14 protein-coding genes are annotated in these 15424 nt (G+C 60.5%); 2 read left to right on the forward strand and 12 right to left on the reverse strand.

Features of this window, described 5'->3' with window-relative positions; translation table 11 throughout:
- Positions 1–56: 56 nt before the first annotated feature.
- From AC1DM5_RS28860 to AC1DM5_RS28895, 8 genes are read right to left on the reverse strand one after another with little or no spacing between them, the layout of a single operon-like run.
- The gene (locus tag AC1DM5_RS28860; RefSeq protein ID WP_477819656.1) at positions 57–410 is read right to left on the reverse strand and encodes a cupin domain-containing protein; all 354 of its coding nucleotides are present in this window, start codon (positions 408–410) and stop codon (positions 57–59) included.
- Positions 403–1071: a cysteine hydrolase family protein gene (locus AC1DM5_RS28865; RefSeq protein ID WP_477819657.1), complete on the reverse strand. Its 669-nt coding sequence runs from the start codon at positions 1069–1071 to the stop codon at positions 403–405. The genes AC1DM5_RS28860 and AC1DM5_RS28865 overlap by 8 nt, the downstream gene beginning before the upstream one ends.
- Positions 1071–2621: an ABC transporter ATP-binding protein gene (locus tag AC1DM5_RS28870; protein WP_477976307.1), complete on the reverse strand. Its 1551-nt coding sequence runs from the start codon at positions 2619–2621 to the stop codon at positions 1071–1073. The genes AC1DM5_RS28865 and AC1DM5_RS28870 overlap by 1 nt, the downstream gene beginning before the upstream one ends.
- Complete coding sequence (gene biuH, locus AC1DM5_RS28875) at positions 2618–3319, reverse strand: biuret amidohydrolase (protein WP_477819659.1); 702 nt, start codon at positions 3317–3319, stop codon at positions 2618–2620. The genes AC1DM5_RS28870 and biuH overlap by 4 nt, the downstream gene beginning before the upstream one ends.
- A gap of 12 nt (positions 3320–3331) precedes the next feature.
- Positions 3332–4348 carry a formamidase gene (locus AC1DM5_RS28880; protein WP_477819660.1) on the reverse strand — a complete coding sequence of 339 codons (1017 nt, stop codon included), beginning with the start codon at positions 4346–4348 and terminating at the stop codon, positions 3332–3334.
- Between the two features lie 19 nt (positions 4349–4367).
- The gene (locus AC1DM5_RS28885; RefSeq protein WP_477819661.1) at positions 4368–5294 is read right to left on the reverse strand and encodes an ABC transporter permease; all 927 of its coding nucleotides are present in this window, start codon (positions 5292–5294) and stop codon (positions 4368–4370) included.
- The gene (locus AC1DM5_RS28890; RefSeq protein WP_477819662.1) at positions 5294–6424 is read right to left on the reverse strand and encodes an ABC transporter permease; all 1131 of its coding nucleotides are present in this window, start codon (positions 6422–6424) and stop codon (positions 5294–5296) included. Before AC1DM5_RS28890 ends, AC1DM5_RS28885 begins: the two co-directional genes overlap by 1 nt.
- 20 nt (positions 6425–6444) lie before the next feature.
- The gene (locus tag AC1DM5_RS28895) at positions 6445–7572 is read right to left on the reverse strand and encodes a BMP family ABC transporter substrate-binding protein (protein ID WP_477819663.1); all 1128 of its coding nucleotides are present in this window, start codon (positions 7570–7572) and stop codon (positions 6445–6447) included.
- Between the two features lie 293 nt (positions 7573–7865).
- Between AC1DM5_RS28895 and AC1DM5_RS28900 the strand changes: the two genes are divergently transcribed.
- Positions 7866–8582: a GntR family transcriptional regulator gene (locus AC1DM5_RS28900; RefSeq protein WP_477819664.1), complete on the forward strand. Its 717-nt coding sequence runs from the start codon at positions 7866–7868 to the stop codon at positions 8580–8582.
- Between the two features lie 156 nt (positions 8583–8738).
- A complete protein-coding gene (locus tag AC1DM5_RS28905; protein WP_477819665.1) occupies positions 8739–9113 on the forward strand; it encodes a DoxX family protein in 375 nt (124 codons plus the stop codon).
- Between the two features lie 397 nt (positions 9114–9510).
- Here AC1DM5_RS28905 and AC1DM5_RS28910 read toward each other — a convergent pair whose 3' ends face one another.
- The 4 genes from AC1DM5_RS28910 to AC1DM5_RS28925 form a co-directional block, all read right to left on the reverse strand.
- On the reverse strand, positions 9511–10587 hold the full coding sequence (locus tag AC1DM5_RS28910) for a porin (protein ID WP_477819666.1): 1077 nt from the start codon (positions 10585–10587) through the stop codon (positions 9511–9513).
- Positions 10588–11099: 512 nt separating this feature from the next.
- Positions 11100–12776, reverse strand: coding sequence for an ABC transporter ATP-binding protein (locus AC1DM5_RS28915; RefSeq protein WP_477819667.1), 1677 nt, complete (start codon positions 12774–12776; stop codon positions 11100–11102).
- Positions 12773–13717, reverse strand: a complete 945-nt coding sequence (locus AC1DM5_RS28920; RefSeq protein ID WP_477819668.1) for an acetamidase/formamidase family protein — start codon at positions 13715–13717, stop codon at positions 12773–12775. Before AC1DM5_RS28920 ends, AC1DM5_RS28915 begins: the two co-directional genes overlap by 4 nt.
- 65 nt (positions 13718–13782) lie before the next feature.
- Positions 13783–15402, reverse strand: a complete 1620-nt coding sequence (locus AC1DM5_RS28925; RefSeq protein WP_477819669.1) for an ABC transporter substrate-binding protein — start codon at positions 15400–15402, stop codon at positions 13783–13785.
- Positions 15403–15424 lie beyond the last annotated feature (22 nt).

Consider the following 15424-nt stretch of genomic DNA (forward strand, 5'->3'; position numbering starts at 1 on the left):
GGCCTGTCAGCCAGCCTCACTCAGTCGCTGGGCTGACGAAGCAGGTATTTTTGAATTTACGCTGCTTCCTCTTCCAGTATTCTCACTGGCCGGTCCCACTGAATCAGAACCACGCAGCCGGTATCGCTCCAGACCGAATGTTCGGTGCCGGGAGCATTGACGATATAGCTGCCGCGACCGTAATCGCCCGCTTCGTCCGATTGCACACCGTCGAGGACGAGGATGGTTTCCAGCCCCTCATGGCGATGACGGGGCACGCGGGCGCCGGCCTCGTATTTCAGCAGCGCCACGCCGGGCTGATCGTCTTCGAAGGGGCGGATCCAATGGATCGTTACCTCGTCGCGAAAGGCGCCGAATTCCAGCTCCTTCCAGCCGCCAGACGTCAAGAGTTCTCGGGTGGTTTCAGGCATGGGCGATGCTCTCCAGGATATCGTCGACATGGGCAGTCCAGCCGACGATCGCGCCCTGGGCACGGATCATGGCAATGGCAGCCGCTTTGAATTCGGGGAAATAGCTTTCCGTCGCCTCCTCGGCGAGCAGGCATTCATAGCCGCGATCATTCGCCTCGCGCATTGTCGTCTGAACACAGACTTCCGTTGTCACACCGGCGAAGACGAGTTGTTTTATGCCCTTCTCCTGCAGCACGTCGCCAAGCTCGGTGGCATAGAAGGCGCCCTTGCCGGGCTTTTCGATCACCACTTCGCCCTTGAGCGGCGCAAGTTCCGGAAGGATTGCCGTGCCGGGCTCGCCTGCGATCAGGATACGTCCCATCGGTCCTTTATCGCCGATGCGAAGCGCTGGATTACCGCGGTCACGTTTTGCCGGCGGCAAGTCCGAGAGATCGGGCCGGTGGCATTCCATCGTATGGATGACCGGCAGACCGGCATTGCGGAAGCCCTGAATGAGACGTTTGACATCCGGCACGATCCTGGTGATGCGGCTGACATCATTGCCGAGGCTGGCGCCGAAACCGCCGGGCTCAGCAAAGTCGCGCTGCATGTCGATGACGATAAGCGCGAGCTGGTCGTGCTTCGCCGGGAACGCGAAGGGTTCTGCCTTGATCGCTGCCATCAGTGATGCCCCGCCATATGTGCGCCGATGACGCCGATATCGGCAGACCGCGCCGGTGTCTCGTAGACCAGCTTGCCTTCGGAAATCACCATGATGCGGTCGGACATTTCGAGTAGTTCATCGAGATCTTCCGACAGCAACAGCACGGCTGCGCCGGAATTGCGGGCTTTCATGATGCGGGCACGGATCTCGGCGACGGCCGAGAAATCGAGGCCGAAACAGGGGTTGGAGACGATCAGCAGATCGACCTCGCCGGTCAGTTCGCGGGCGAGCACGGCACGCTGCACATTGCCGCCCGAAAGCGCTGCGATCGGCGACGAGGAGGAGGCCGTCTTCACCTTGAAATCGGAAATCAGGTCGCTGGCGCGTCTCTTCATCTTGCCCTTGTTCAGCCAGATCGCATCCTTGCCATCAGCCTTCAGATCGAAAGTGCGGAAGGCGAGATTTTCGCTGACCGTCATGCGCGGTGCGCAGGCATTCTGCAGCGGCTCCTCGGGGATGAAGCGGACATTGTTTTTGCGGGTCTCCGGACGTGTCGCGCCATAGGTCTCGCCCTTGACGCTGACGCGGCCGGTATCGGTCGGCCGCTGGCCGGCGAGGATTTCCGTCAGCTCCTTCTGGCCGTTGCCCGATATGCCGGCAATGCCGACGATCTCGCCGGAGCGGACCGTGAGATTGTCGATCTCGATTGTCTTGAGGCCTGAACGATCCGGCGCCTTGACCTGCTCGACCGTCAGCACCGACCTCGCATTGTCGGAGATCGGAACGCGGGTGTCGAGTTCGGCCAGCTTGACGTCGCCGATCATCATCGCCGCCATGTCGGCGGTGGAGAGTTCGCCCACCCTGCCGGTACCGACCAGCTTGCCGCGCCGCAGGATGGAGACGGCATCGGCGAATTTCGTGACCTCGTGGAATTTGTGGGAGATCATCAGCACGGTCAGTTCGCCACGTTGCGTCATGGCGCGCACGAGGCCGAGCATCTCATCGGCTTCGGCAGGCGTCAGTACCGAGGTCGGCTCGTCAAGCACCAGGAAGGAGCGGCCGAGATAGAGCTGCTTGACGATCTCCAGCTTCTGTTTTTCGCCGGCGGCAAGCTCGCTCACCGGCCGGTCGAGCGGGATCTTGAAGGGCATACGCTCCATGAAGGCAGCAAGATCCTTACGCTCCTTCGCCCAGTTGATGATGGCGGGCACTTCGGCGCGGCTGATGACGAGGTTTTCGGCACCCGTCAGCGAAGGGACCAGCGTGAAATGCTGGTAGACCATGCCGAGCCCGTAGGTCGCGGCGTCCTTCGGCGACGCGATCGCCACTTCGCGGCCATCGACGGAAAGCGCGCCCGATGTGGCGTGGTAGAAGCCCATGATGCATTTGACGAGCGTCGACTTGCCGGCGCCGTTTTCACCGAGCAGCGCATGGAAGCTGCCCGATGGCACCTTTATCGAGACATGGTCGAGCGCGGTGAAACTGCCGAAGCGCATCGTCATGTCGATCGTGTCGATGCCGACGGCCTTGCCGGCTTGCGGGAGGGGAGTGTCGCGGACCGTACTCATGGCAGCTGGCTCACAAGGGTTTCAGAATTGGAGACGGAGCCGAAGACGCCGCCCTGCATCTTGACCATCTTGATGGCGGCGAGGTGGTTGCCGTAGTCGGTCGCGCCGCAGCAGTCTTCCAGAAGCAGGCATTCATAGCCGCGGTCATTTGCCTCGCGCATGGTGGTGGAGACGCAGACGTCGGTGGTGATGCCGGTCAGGATGATATTCTCGATGCGCTTCTGGTTGAGGATCAGCTCCAGATCGGTCGCGCAGAAGGAACCCTTGCCGGGCTTGTCGATGATCGCCTCGCCTTCGATCGGATAGAGTTCTGGAATGATGTCCCAGCCGGGTTCGCCACGGGTCAGAATGCGCCCGCACGGGCCCGGATCGCCGATACCAGCGCCGATGCGCTGTGAGCGCCAGCGCTTGTTGGCCGGCAGGTCGGCAAGATCAGGGCGATGGCCTTCGCGGGTGTGGATGATGTGGTAGCCTTTGGCGCGCATGGCGGCGAGCACCTTCTTGATCGGCTCGATCGGCGCCTGAACCAGCGACAGGTCGTAGCCCATGTGGTCGACATAGCCGCCCTTACCGCAGAAATCCGTCTGCATGTCGATGATGATGAGCGCGGTATTATCCGGCCGCAGGGCGCCATTATAGGGCCAGGCATAGGGATCGGCGTCGATATAATATCCTTTGGTTTCGACCATGGCGTCCATCGTCTTCTTCTCCTATTCACCCGCGAGTTTGAATGTTTCGCCGTAGCGGCGCGCCGGCTTGTCGAAGCCGCAGGATGTGCCATCCGTGACCTTCACCTGATCTTCCCAGGGAAGGCGGTATTTGCCGGCGATGAGGTCGTGCATGTAGGTATAGGGCGCATCATCAGCGCCGCCGGCCACAGCCACATAGCCGCGATGACCGAACTGGTAGATGTTGTTTTCTACGCCCCAGCCGAGGCGGGCCTCGCGCACGAGATCGGGACGCACCTCGGCGGTGATGATCTCGTTGACGCGGCCGGACGTACCGTGGGCGATGATCGAGCCGTCGAAATTGCAGATCATGCCTTCGCCCATCGAATCGAAGGTGCCGTCCGAGCCGCACATGCAGACGCTGGCCGTGACCATGAGATTGCAGAAGGCGTTCGACTGGTTGGTGAATTTCCAGCTTTCGCGGATTGGCGCCGTGTAGCCGGCCGTGCGGATCATGATTTCCGCGCCCTTATAGGCGCATTCGCGGGCCATCTCCGGGAACATGCCGTCATGGCAAATGATGAGCGCGAGCTTCGCGCCCATCGGCCCGTCGATGACGGGAATGCCGAAGTTGCCGGGCTCCCAGGGTTCGACGGGCACCCAGGGGTGCATCTTGCGATAATAGAGCTTCAGCTCGCCCCTGTCGTCGATGACGATGCCGGAATTATAGGGCATGCCATCAGGGTTCAGCTCCATGATCGAGAAGCAGCCCCAGATCGCATTCTCCCTGCAGGCCTTCTTGAAGGCTGTGACCTCCGGCCCGTCGAGCGTGCACATGATCTCCGGATTGATATCCATCGACAGGCCGTGAAGGGCATATTCCGGAAAGACGACCAGATCCATGCCCGGCTGGTTACGCCGCGCCTTGCCGACGAGATCGACGATCAGCCGCGTCTGGTGCGTAAGGTCTTCCCTTGTGACGGTGACGGGAAGCTGCAGCTGCACAAGGCCGATGCCGACGCCATGTTCCGACTTGTTCAATCCGCCGAGACCGTTCATGGCTTGGCTCCTTTCATGCTTACTTCGTCAGGGAAAGCGCGCCGGGTGCACCGGCGAGCGAACGTGTCGGCGAGGACGTCGCGATCATGATGACCAGCGTCAGCACGTAAGGAGCGGCGTAGAAGAGATAGTATCCCTGCGTGACGCCGACGGATTGCAGCGCCGGCCCTAGTGCGCCGGCACCCCCGAAGAGCAGGGCGGCGAGGAAGCAGCCGATCGGGTTCCAGCGGGCGAAGATGACGAGTGCCACGGCCATCAGCCCCTGGCCGGAAGAAATGCCCTCGTTCCAGGAGCCCGGATAATAGAGTGAGAGATAGGCGCCGCCGATTGCTGCCAGCGAACCGCCGACAGCTGTTGCCAGCAGGCGTACACGATCCGGATTGATGCCCATGGCGCGCGCTGCATCGGTGCTGTCCCCGACGACGCGCAGGATCAGGCCGACGCGGGTGTTCTTGAAGGCCCACCAGAGTATGAAGGCGAGTGTCGCGCCAAGCAAAAAGAGCACATTGATGTTTAGCGCCGCCTGGATCTGCGGCAGGCTGGACCAGAAACCCAGCGGAATGGCCGGTAGATGCGGCGCTGCCGGCTGGATGAAGGGCTTGCCGAGAAAGAAGGCGAGCCCGAGCCCGAACTGCATCATGGCGATGCCGATCGCGATATCGTTGACCTTCGGCCATTTGCAGATCCAGCCATGCACGAGGCCGAAAACCGCACCCGTCGCCATGGCTGCGAGCACGCCCAGCCAGGGCGAATTGGTCATGACGGCGACGGCATAGGCCGTCATCGCACCGAAGACGAGCGTACCTTCAAGGCCGAGATTGATGCGGCCGGAGCGCTCGGTGATCGTCTCGCCGAGGCTGACGAAGATGAAGGGCGTGGAAACGCGGATTGCGCCTGCGAGGATGCCGAGAGGCACGCCCCAGATGCCGATGCCTGTCTCTTCCATCAGAGGCTCCTTTTCCAGAGGTCGGGATTGAAGATCTTGAAGCGGCCGTAAAAGGTCTCGCAGAAGAGGATGACGATGAAGAGCGTGCCCTGCAGCACCAGAACGGTGGCATCGGGCAGGCCCATGCGGCGCTGGATGAGGCCGCCGGAAGCATCGATGCCGCCGAGCAGGACCGCCACCGGAATGATCGCCAGCGGATTGTGACGAGCGAGGAAGGCGACGAGGATGCCGGTGTAGCCGTAACCTGCGGCAAGCGATGCATTGGCGCTGCCCTGGACGGCGGCGACTTCGACCATGCCGGCGAGGCCCGCAAAGCTGCCGGCAATCGCGGTGAAGCCGACGATCAGGCGGCCTACCGGAAGCCCCTGGATCTGGGCGGCGCGCACATTGCCGCCGGCGATGCGGGCGGCAAAGCCGAAGCTCGTCACCTCGATCAGGATCCAGGAGAGGATACAGGCGACGATACCGATGACGAGGCCCCAATGCACGTCCATGCCCGGGATGTTGCCAAGCATATATTCTGGCGGCAGCGGCGTGGTCGAAGGTTTGTTGAGGCTGGCGGGATCACGTAGCGGACCCTCAACGAACTGGTTCATCAGGGCGATGGCGATATAGGAAAGCAGCAGAGACGAGATCGTCTCGTTGACGCCGCGATAGTGACGCAGGAAACCGGCTAGGCCGATCCAGATGCCGCCGACCACCATGGCGGCAATGCCCATGAGAATGAGGGTCAGGAACACAGGTGCAGTGCCGGCAAGCGGTATTGCCATGGCCGCGGCGGCAACGCCGCCCAGCACGACCGCTCCTTCCCCGCCGATGATGACGAGGCCGAGGCGGGCGGGCAGGGCGACGCAGAGTGCCGTCAGGAGAAGGGGTGCGGCACGGCTTAAGCTGTTTTGCACCGAAAACCAGCTGCCGAAGCCGCCGGTATACATAAGCTGAAAGAGCATCGCCGGCGATTTGCCAATCGCCAGGATGAATAGGGAGAAGAGCGCAAGACCGATCAGGATGGCCGCAAGGCCGATGACGACAGGTTCGGCGCGTCGCGCGATCCATTCGAGGACGGGGCGCAGGGACACCGGCTTTTCGGAAGCGACTGAGATTGCGGGATCATTGGCCTGGGCAGTCATGGCGCTTCTCCCTTTTCGGTTTACGCCGTGGACCCGACGACACCCTCAACCAGATAGTTCATGCTCTCGAGCTCGATCGCGTCTTCGGCGTAGCTCTTGTCGGCTGTGACGACGGCGTTACCCTTGTTGTCCTTCAGCGGCCCCTTGAAGACCGAGAAGCCGCCCTTCATCATCTCGGCATGGGTCGCTTCGAAAGCCTTGCTGCCTGCCTCGGGGACGCCTGGGCCGAGAGCGCTCATCTTGACGAAACCGTCCTTCAGACCCCCACGAACGAAATTGCCGAGCTTTTCACCAGCCTGGGCCTTCTTGACGAAATCGCCGTAGACATTGCCCCAGGCCCATTCGGCGCCGGTGAGGTACTTCTCGGGAGCAAGCGGGCTCTGGTTGGCGTGATAACCGCAGACGAAGGCGCCGCGGCCAGCGGCCGTCTCGACGACGACCTTCGGGCTGTCAACGTGGCAGGTGATGACGTCAGCGCCCTGATCGACCAGCGCGTTGGTTGCTTCCGCTTCCTTGACGGCGAGCGACCATTCACCGGTGAAGATTACCTGGCAGGTGATGGTCGGATCGACAGTGCGGGCGCCGAGCAGGAAGGCGTTGATGTTCTGCAGAACCTGCGGGATCGGCTTGGCGGCGACGAAGCCGAGCTTCTTGCTTTTCGTCGCGTGGCCGGCGGCAATGCCATTCAGATACTGGCCCTGGAAAATATAGCCGAAATAGGAGCCGGTATTGGCCGGGTTCTTGCCTTCCTGCCAGAGGCCGCCGCAGTGGCGGAACTGGATATCCGGATATTTGGCGGCCATGGCCAGCATATGCGGGTCGAAATATCCAAAGGAGGTCGGGAAGAGCAGGGTGGCGCCATCGAGGTTGATCATCGATTCCATCGTCTTCTGGACATCGACCGTCTCCGGCACATTCTCTTCCTCGACGACGGTAATGCCCGGCAGTGCCTTGACGACGGCAGCGCCCTCGGCGTGCGACTGGTTGTAGCCATAGTCATCCTTCGGGCCGACATAGATGAAGCCGACGGTCAGCGCAGTCTGCGCAAGAGCGCGCGAGAAGAGGAAGCCGGGAGTTGCGCCGACCACGGCGGTGGCAGCAGAAGCCTGGAGGAAATGGCGGCGGTTCATGGAAAGGAGTTTGGTCATCGAATGCTCCCTTGCGGCGTTTTGCCGGTTCAATCGGTTACGGAAAAGTGTATGCAATGGCCGTGCCAGATTTTATTCCATTGAATACATTGGTAATATTCAGGGGTCTGCAAAACACTGTAGAAAAGTGTATGCAATTTTTAGCCATGCAAGATCAAAAACTATGCAGAGTCTATAAAATCAGCTAATTTCGGCGTCAGATGCTTCTGTGTACTATGTCGCGGCGTATGGGCCGTTGCTTTTCGTTATTAAAACAATGATTTGCTGCTATATTTGACTTTGCGGCGTCAACAATGCATGTGTATGCATTAGTCAATGGGCAGAATCATTCCTTGAAGCAGGTCAGGCGCAGAGAGATCATCAGGGCAGGAACGACTGTCGAGCAGATGGTTCGGGCTATTGCCGATATGATCGTGACCGGGCAGATGCTGCCGGGCGACAAGCTTGACGAGATCTCGTTGGCGGCCCGTTTCGAAGTGTCGCGCACGCCGGTGCGCGAGGCGCTTCGCGAACTCGGCGCAATGGGGCTCGTTGATCGCGAGCCGAACCGCAGCGCTCTCGTCACCAACGTAACCGAGACCTATCTGCATTCGATGTTCGAGGCGATGGCGGAGCTCGAAGGTGTCTGCGCGCGTTTAGCCGCCGAGCGGATGACGGTTGACGAGCGGCGCATGCTGGAAATCGAACATCGCGCTTCCGCTCGCCTCGTGCATCAGGGTGCGGAAGAGGACTATGCTGTTCACAATACCGAGTTCCACACGCGGCTCTATCGCGGTGCGCATAACGAGCATATCTATGAGCTGGTAACCCAGAGCCGGGCCCGGCTTGCGCCTTTCCGCCGGGCGCAGTTCCGGCTGCCGGGTCGGCTTGCGAAATCCTATGACGAGCACGACATGATCGTGACTGCGATCATGCGGGCAGATGGTGCAGCCGCTGCAAAGGCCGCCTATTCGCATGTGGAAATCGTCAGCGATGCCAGCGTCGTTTTTGCCTCGGCGAGAGAGAAATAGTTGCCACGGCCAGCACAGACTGCGCAAGGCTGCAATCATGAGCGTAACGCTTGGAACTGCAGACGTAATCGAACGCGGAGCGGTTGCTGCCGAATTGACAACATCCAGACCACACCATAAGCCGGGTTGTGACCGGCAATTGAAGAGGCAGCGATAGTGTCGATCTGGATTGGGCGAATTCTGTCAGCGACAGTTGTTGTTCTGCTTCTTGCTGATGCGGCCACCAACCTTTTTGCACCTGATTTCATAGGGGCGGAAATGGAAGCAACCGGTTTCCCTGTCAATCTTGCCCCGGCGCTCGGCATTATCATTGCGATCTGCGCGATCCTTTATGCTGTTCCGAAAACAGCCTTCCTTGGTGCGATACTGGTAACCGGTTTTCTCGGTGGCGCTATCTGCACGCACTTCCGCCTGGGTGAGTTTTTTACGCCTCCCCAGATCATCTGCCTGCTTCTCGGCATTGCCGCCTGGAGTGGCCTGTATCTGCGCGACCCAAGACTGCGCCAGTTGATACCGCTGAATATGGTTTAAGCGCGTAGCGATCTCATCCCGGAGTATGAAAGCGGGCAGGCAATCGCCGCCGTCCTTGTACAAGAACAGGCGCGCGATCGCGATCTGCGACCAGAACCACCGTTGCGTTTATCGGCTGCATTTTTTCTCGAAGGAAAATCGGCGGCTGGGTTCTTCAGACTCTCAGCCGCCGACAGAGACCCCGTCCGTCGGACAATCCAGTCCCCTCAAGGGAAAAAGCTCGCCCTCGGATGAGGGCGAGCCAGAACCATCTACAGGAGTGGATTTCTGTATCGATGGGTGAGGCCGACCCGGCAGGGAACCGGACCGACCTCTTTCTTCTGAATTGGAGGTCACCAAACCAGAAGCCTGTGATGAAAAACCCCGAGATACGATCCCGGGGTCTTCAATGTTCAGATTAGAACGAACGCTGCAGGCGGAAGTAACCCGTCGTGGTGTCGTCGCCATCTTCCGGATCCAGCCACTGGACGGAAGCCTTGGCGTAGAAGTTGTCGACGATCTGGTAGTCGATCGTTACGCCAGCCTTCCAGGCATCGCCGGTACCGCTGAAGTCGTCCGGAACGGTGCCGAACGCGTTGGCACTGCCGATGTAGTTGCCATAGTACTGAACACCAGGAGTGATCTTCAGCTTGTCAGTTGCCTTGATGGCGTATTCGGCAGCAACTGCCCATTCAGCCGTCGAGTAGTAGGAGTTCGGGCCGCTGGAGTAGACAGCAGCGAGGCCGAATGTGCCCGGGCCGACTTCAACCGTACCCATAGCGCGGATTGCGCCGTCTTCGTTGTCGAAGTCCCAGCCGCCGGTGACCTGGTAGCTGAAGGCGCCAGCCGTGCCGCCGATGCCGAAGGCAACGCCGACATTGTTCGGACCATCGTTCGCAACGAGGTCGCCCGTGACGGGATCCACGTCACCCTGGTAGACGCCGTCTTCCAGTTCGTCGACGCTGAGGCCAGCGTAGAAGGTACCGGTTTCGTACTGATAACGGATGGAGTTATGCAGCGTTACGACAGAACCGATATCGTCCGTCTCGCCGGAGAGACCATCGTCCCACCAGGAGTAGAAGAGACCAGCGCGGAAGCCCGCGATGTCGAGGTAAGCGGAGTCGAGCTTCGTCGAGTTGACCGTTGCGTTGTCAGCATTGGCCTGGAGAACGATCACGCCGGTGAGCGGACCGTATTCGGTGTCGCTCTTGGCCGTGAACTGAACCTGACCACGGGTTACAGCATCCCAGCTCGAGTCGTTGGTGGCGGGGGTGCCGCCGGCGTTCGGGCCGACGTTAACCTGGAAACGGATGTAACCTTCGATCTTCAGGCAGGTTTCCGTGCCAGGGATGTAGAAGTAGCCGGTGCCGTAGGCGTCGCAGACGCGAACGTATTCAACCGGTTCCGGCTCGGCAGCAACGATTGCGTCTGCTGCGAATGCCGGTGCAGCGATGAGGGCAGCTGCAGAACCAAGCAACATCATACGAATGTTCATGGAAAGCCAATCTCCTAAGTTCGAGTGCGTTCCACGAAAGAACGTCCCCTCTGATAAAACCCGATTAATTCGGTAAGACCTAAAATAACCGAAAGGGGAGAGGGCTCAACAACGAATGCTCTCATTTTGTAGAGAATTCTAACTAAACCTTGATGTGTGTGACAGATGTACAACAGTCCTTACGCGGGTATTAACAAGAGGTAAAATAGAATGACGAAATATTGCTATATTAGGACGACTTAGCCGGATTGGCCACGCGCAAAGGGGCGCGGGGAGTTGTCGGTGAATGCTGAATTTATCTAAAATCCAGCAGCCGCGAGCCTGTATTTGCCCATCTGAACGGGCTGTCGAAAGAAAATGTGGCTGGCGAGTGGGATTTAGCTGGCAGGCGCGGCCGCCGTTCGATCATGCCGCAAGTCGATTTTAAGCGGTGATTCGTGGCGGCCGAGGGCAAGCCTCGCGGAAGCGTACACGGCTCCAAAGGAGGCGCTTCTGCTCCTGATCTAGGAATCTCAGACCTGTGCGCGCCGCGCTTCCGGATCGGGGATCGGAACGGCAGCCATCAGGGCCTTGGTGTAATCCTCTGCCGGGTGTTCGAAGATCTGGCGGCGGGTGCCGGTTTCGACAATCTTGCCGCCGCGCATGACGGCGACCTTATGGGACATGCGTTCGACAACCGCCATGTCATGCGAGATGAAAAGGTAGGAGAGCCCCATGCTTTCCTGCAGTTCCAGCATCAGGTCGAGCACGCGAGCGCGCACGGATACGTCGAGCGCCGCAACGCTCTCATCGGCAACGATCAGCTTCGGCTCGAGCGTCAGTGCACGCGCAATGCAGATGCGCTGGCGCTGGCCGCCGGAAAATTCGTGCGGATAGCGCGTGGCGGCATCCGCCGTCAGGCCGACACGGCGCAGAAGTTCCGCAACCCTGTCCTGCCGCTCGGCCTTGTTGGCGATGCCATGGATGACCAGCGGCTCGGCAATCGCGGAGCCGACTGCCATGCGCGGGTCGAGCGAGGCATAGGGGTCCTGGAAGATCATCTGCGCCGTGCGGCGTATGGGCTGCATCTCGCGATGGCTGAGCCCGGCAATGGTGCGGCCATCGATGATCACATCGCCGGTAAAGGGGATAAGGCCGAGCACCGCCTTGCCGGTTGTCGATTTTCCCGATCCGCTTTCGCCGACGAGGCCAAGCGTTTCGCCCGGCAGGATATCGAAGGAAACGTCGCTGACGGCCGCAGCAGGCGCCTTGCCCTTGAAGAGAAAGCTCGCTGCCCCGCCATAGGTGACGTTGAGGCCGCGTACATTTAGGACCGGGGTGCGGTCGGGATGCAGGGTCTCGACTCTGCGTGATGTGATGCGCGGCGGAGCGTCGGTGCCGGCAAAAGCGCCAAGGCGCGGCACGGCCGAGAGCAATTGCTGCGTATAAGTCTGGCGTGGCGCGCGGAAAATGCCGACTGCCGGACCTTCTTCGACGATGCCGCCGTTCTGCATGATAATGACGCGATCCGCCATTTCGGCGACGACGCCCATGTCATGGGTGATAAGAATAATGGATGTGCCGAATTCCGACTTTAGTTCGCGCATCAGTTTGAGGATCTGCGCCTGCACCGTCACGTCGAGCGCCGTGGTCGGCTCATCCGCAATCAGCACCTTGGGACGACAGGATAGCGCCATGGCGATCATCACGCGCTGGCGCATACCGCCCGAAAGCTCATGCGGATATTGCTTCAAACGTTTTGCCGGATCGATGATCTGCACGGCATCGAGCATCTGCAGCGCGATCGCCTCGGCATTCTCGCTGCCCTGATGCTCGCGGATCGCCTCGGTCAACTGAGCGCCGATCGACATGACTGGATTGAGCGAGGTCATCGGCTCCTGGAAGACCATGGCGATATCGCCGCCGCGCACGCTGCGCATGGCCCGGTCGGAGAGTTTCAGCAGATCGCGATCGCCGAGCAAGATGTTCCCGGAGGCCACCTGGAGCGAAGCCTTCGGCAGCAATCCCATGATCGACAATGACGTCACCGATTTGCCCGAACCGGATTCTCCGGCGAGGCAAAGCGTTTCGCCGCTCGAGAGGTCAAAGCTGATATCTTTCAGAACCGGTTTACGGCCCTCCGGCGTTCGCGCATCGACATTGAGATTGCGGACGCTGAGGATGGGCGCGGCGGGCATTGCTTCAATCACGCGAATACGATCCTCGGGAAGTAGAAGGAAACGACCCAGTTCGGCATATCGACGATTTCGCTGATGCGTAGATCGCCGCAGACCGAGCAGAGCAGATAGGCGTCGACGGCGCTCATGCCATGCTCCGCAGTCAGAAGATCGATCATGCGCATGACGCTTTCGCGCGCGCCCGTCATCAGGTCGGGGCCAATGCCGGTGGTGACTTCATAGCCGGCGCCGTCGAGATGGCGGGTGACAGGCTCGGTCGTCGTGAAACGCGGCGTCTGGAGGCGCGCATCCTTGACGAGCTCGATCGTCGCCTCGACATTCATCTGGCTCTCGATCGCCGTACCGCAGACTTCGCCATCCCCCTGGGCGGCATGCGTGTCGCCGATGGAGAAGAGCGCGCCTTCGACCTCGATCGGCAGATAGAGAGTGACACCGGCGGTCAGGTCGCGAATATCCATATTGCCGCCGACGCGGCGCGGCGGCACGACGGAATGCGTGCCGGGTTCTGCCGGGGCAACGCCGATTGTGCCTGCAAAGGGTTTGAGCGGCACGCGACCGCCGGGGCCGTAGAGGGCCGGCGTCATGCTGTTGGCGTCGTAGGACCAGACATGCAGGGCCGGTTCCTTGAACTGGTCGGCGAGCAGGCCGAAGCCTGGAATATTGGCTGTCCAGCCGGTGCCCGAGGGAATGAACTTGCGCAGCGTCACCTTCAGCGCGTCGCCGGGCTGTGCGCCCTCCACGTAGATCGGGCCGGAAACCGGGTTGATCTTGCCGAAATCGAGATTGTTCAGCGTATCCAGCGTCGCGTCGCTGCCGAGCTGGCCGCCGGAGGAATCCAGGCATTCGAAATGGATGGTCTCGCCGGGCTTGGCGACGACAGCCGGTGCGAAATCCTTGTTCCAGCCGAAATTATGCTGGGCGCGGTGAATGGTGTGGGTGCAGGCAATGCACATAAGGTGTCTCCCTCGATTTTATGAGGCCTTCCCGGTCGGACCGGGAAGGCGTTATTTCCTAGGGCTTACTGCTTCACGTAGATCGCGTCGTAGTTGATGACGCGGGTGGGGTCGATGTAGATATTGTCGGCACCGCCCATGCGCAGCGACTTGGCAACGACGCGGCGTTCGTTGATGACGGGAACCCACGGGGCATCGGCCATGATGTCGGTGAAGACCTTGCCCCAGGCGGCGGTGCGCTCGGCAGACTTTGCCGGATCGGACATGGAGTCGGCGGCAACCGCGCGCTTGTCGAGATCGGCATTGCAATACCAGGACCAGTTCCAGCCGCCCTGAACAGCGCCGGCGCAGCCGAGGATCGGGCCATAGAAGTTGGACGGATCCGGGAAGTCGGCGATCCAGGCCATGCCGCCCGACCAGATCATCGGCGCTTCGCCTTCCGTGCCGCCGGCCGCAATAACGTTAGCCTGTGCGAGAGCACGAACTTCCGCCTTGACACCGATGGCTGCGAGATCCTGCTGGATCGCTTGGGCGATGCGCGGCTGTGGATCGGTATTGGTGGAGTAGAGCACCGTTTCGAAGCCGCCTGGGAAGCCCGCTTCGACAAGCAGCGCCTTGGCCTTGGCAACGTCATACGCATAGCCGGTGAAGGATTTGTCGTAACCCGGCATCAGCGGCGGCAGCGGCTGATTGGCAAGCGTTGCGCGGCCGTTCAGGATGCGCACGATGCGATCCTTGTTGACGGCCATGTTAATGGCCTGGCGAACCTTGACGTTGTCGAAGGGCTTCACCTTGGTGTTGAGCGTGATGTAGCCGGTATGCAGTTGCTCGCCATCGACGATCATCTGTGCACCGTCGGCAGAGTTCTTGATCTCAAGGAATTTTGCCGGCGGGATGCCGTCGCCGGCAATATCGACTTCACCCTTCTGCAGGCGCAGCAGTGCCACCAGCGGCTCCTGGCCGACCTCGACCTTGAAGCTGTCAAGATAAGGCACGCCCTTGACGAAATAATCCTTGTTGCGCTCGAAAACGAGCTGCTGGCCGATCGTCCAGTCCTTCAGGATGAAGGTGCCGGAACCGACGGGCTTCTTGCCGAAATCGCCGGCGGCGGCCTCGACGGCTTCCTTCGGCACGACCGAAGCGAAGTTGATAGCGAGTACGTGCAGGAAGGTCGCGTCGGGACGCGACAGATGGAAGATGACAGTGCTCTCGTCGGGCGTCTCGATACCAGAAAGCGTCTCGGTCTTGCCGCCGGTCTCGTCCTCGAAGCCCTGGATAGCGCCGAAGAAGCCGGCGCCCGGACCCTGTGTCTTCGGGTTGACGGCGCGTTCGATCGAATATTTCACGTCGGAAGCGACGACTTCACGGCCATTCGAAAATTTCACGCCCTTGTGCAGCTTGAATGTATAGGTGAGTCCGTCAGGCGACACCGTGAAGCTTTCAGCGAGCGACGGCACCGGGTTAGGCGTGCCGGGCGCATAGTCCATGAGGCGCGAATAGAGGCTCTTGATCATCGACCAGTTGACCCAATCGTAACCGATGGCCGGGTCGAGCGTGGTGATGTCGTCCTTATAGGTAACGACGATATCGCCGCCCTGCTTTGGCGTTTCCTGCGCCTTGGCGGCGAGGGGGGCAAGCGCCACCATCGTCGCCATGGTTGTATGTCGAAGCCAGCGTTTGAACATTCGGGTTCCCCTTCTTTGGTTG

It is taken from the genome of Rhizobium sp. 01T437, from assembly GCF_056398505.1.